The 2,184-nt window shown below is 56.4% G+C and carries 3 protein-coding genes; 2 read left to right on the top strand and 1 reads right to left on the bottom strand.

The annotated features are described in order from the left end of the window. The coding region (locus Q0239_RS04935) for a PH domain-containing protein (protein WP_298599318.1) at positions 1-379 on the top strand (379 nt) is incomplete at its 5' end. Here Q0239_RS04935 and Q0239_RS04930 read toward each other — a convergent pair. Further along, positions 363-1,529, bottom strand: a complete 1,167-nt coding sequence (locus Q0239_RS04930; RefSeq protein WP_298599317.1) for an alkaline phosphatase D family protein — start codon at positions 1,527-1,529, stop codon at positions 363-365. The genes Q0239_RS04935 and Q0239_RS04930 overlap by 17 nt on opposite strands. A gap of 118 nt (positions 1,530-1,647) precedes the next feature. Between Q0239_RS04930 and Q0239_RS04925 the strand changes: the two genes are divergently transcribed. Beyond that, on the top strand, positions 1,648-2,184 hold a 537-nt coding region (locus tag Q0239_RS04925), incomplete at its 3' end, for a DUF885 family protein (RefSeq protein WP_298599314.1).

The following is a 2,184-nucleotide window of genomic DNA, read 5'->3' as shown; positions in this document are numbered from 1 at the left end:
TATGGCGGCGGTGGTACTGCTGGCGGAAAGTTCGTGGATGCGCGCATCCCTTTTCCTTTTGTTGATACCGCTGCTGCTCGCGTTCAATGCCTTCGAATGGCGCGTATACCGGCATGGCTGTGATGGCACGCAGCTTTATGCCCGCCACGGATGGTGGCGCCAGCGCCTGACCATATTGCCCCAGGTGCGGGTGCAGAGCGTCGAGATTGCGCAAAGTCCACTTGCACGCTTGGCAGGGCTGGTGTCGCTGCGCTTTGGCGTTGCAGGAGGCAAGCTGGAAATGATCGCCCTGCCCCGTGAAACCGCCGAGGCCATTCGCGACCGTGTGCTTGCGGTTGCCGCCCCTGTCGACTTTTCGGAGATCAACCGAAGGGGTTGATGACCTGCTCCTCGATGATGCTGCCGTCATCCTTGCGCAGCGACATTTTGACAGTCTTCGCATCCCAATCGATGTCGATCTGCCCGAAATTGGGTATCGACCAGAAGCCGCCCGTGCGCGCCGGATCAGGCTCCCGATCCCTGCTGTCGCCCTTGCCGAACGACATGTTCAGCGATGAAGAGGTGAAATCCCAAAGCGGCTTTGATAGACCCTTCACATCGCTTTTGTAGAATCCGGCGGAGTGGCGGTCGCCTGAAAGGACCAGCGCGTTATTCACGCCCTTTTCGGAAAGCAGACGGTACAGCTTATCGCGTTCGCGCGGGAAATTGGTCCAGCCTTCGAAATTATGCGCATTGGTAATAACCTGCGTCGAAGAGACGATGATCCGCACATCGGCAGGTTTTGATAGCTCACCCGCCAACCATTGCCATTGCGCCTCACCCAGCAACGTCGCGTTCCTGTCTTCGTTAGGCAGATACCAGCCAAGCGTCGGGCCCGGATCGCGATAGGGCATACGCACCAGATCCGAGCGGAAATAACGCGTGTCGAGCAGGATGAACTGCACCCGCTTGCCCTCTGGCCCGATGATGCGGCTCTCATATACGCCAGGACGGGATTTCACCGCGTCGGAGGATCCCCAATAAGTTTCGTAAACCGTCTCGGCATATTCCTTGAACGCAAAGCTCCCGCCAGCATCATTGGCTCCGAAATCATGATCATCCCATGTCGTCATCATCGGAATCGAGCGGCGGAAGCGATCCCATTCCTGCCGCGTCGAAAGTTTACGATAGCTGGCGGTGAGCGTTGGCATATCGGCGCTCCACTGCGATCCGGTATCGCCATATACATTGTCGCCGATCAGCAGAAAAGCCTGCGGCTTTTGCGCGGCAATCACATCCCAATAAGCCATCGACCGGTTTTCGTTCTGGCATGATCCAAAGGCGATACGGGTCAGGATGGTGTCATCTGCCAGTACCGGATTGGGAGCGGCCACAGGCAATTTCGATTGCAGCCCGGCATAATAGGGCCGCAGTGCCTCTTGCGCCGTAGTCGACGCCGATAACCCAGTTGTTTCCTTCGCCGGACCGGTCGCGCATCCGGACAAGGCTAGCAATGCAGTGGTGGCGAATATCCAATTGCGAATGCGCATCGACTTTTCCTTTGTCCGTTGTACCGGTTCATGCGCTGCCAGCAGATGATGTCAAGCCTGTGACATTGTGCCGAACATCTCAGCCCGCTAGAAGCAAATGAAAATCGGGAGGTTATTCATGCGTAAAATACTGTTCGCCACGTTGCTGCTCGGTGCAGCATTGCCCGCCCATGCCGATGACGGAGCGAAGGTAAAATCACTGGTCGACGAATATTGGGCAATGGTGATGAAGGAATCACCGATTTACGCCAGTTCGCTGGGTATCGACGACTATGCGAACGACGTTGGCGATTACAGCCTGGCTGGGCGTGACCGTTTCACCAATGCCAGCGCAGCCATCCTGAAAAAGCTCGAAGCCGTTGATGCTGGCCAGCTAAGTCCACCCGACAAGATCGAATATGGCATTTTGAAACGCACGCTCGAAGAAAATGTCGAAGCCAACCGCTATGGCCAGCGGACGATCAATTTCTCCACTTACTCAGGCTGGCACCAGAGCTTTGCAGGCATGGCGGACAATCTGCCTTTCCGCAACAAGGCCGATTATGAAAGCTACAATGCGCGGCTGAAGCAATATGCGCGGGCCAATGATCAATCTCTAGCCGTGGCCAACGCGGCGCTGAAGGGCAAATATGTGCTGCCCTGCGTGGTATTGAAC

The sequence above is a fragment of the uncultured Sphingorhabdus sp. genome (assembly GCF_937872355.1).
Lineage (GTDB): Bacteria > Pseudomonadota > Alphaproteobacteria > Sphingomonadales > Sphingomonadaceae > Sphingorhabdus_B.
Note: the sequence above shows the minus strand (reverse complement) of the source record. Positions and strands in the feature narration are given on the sequence as shown.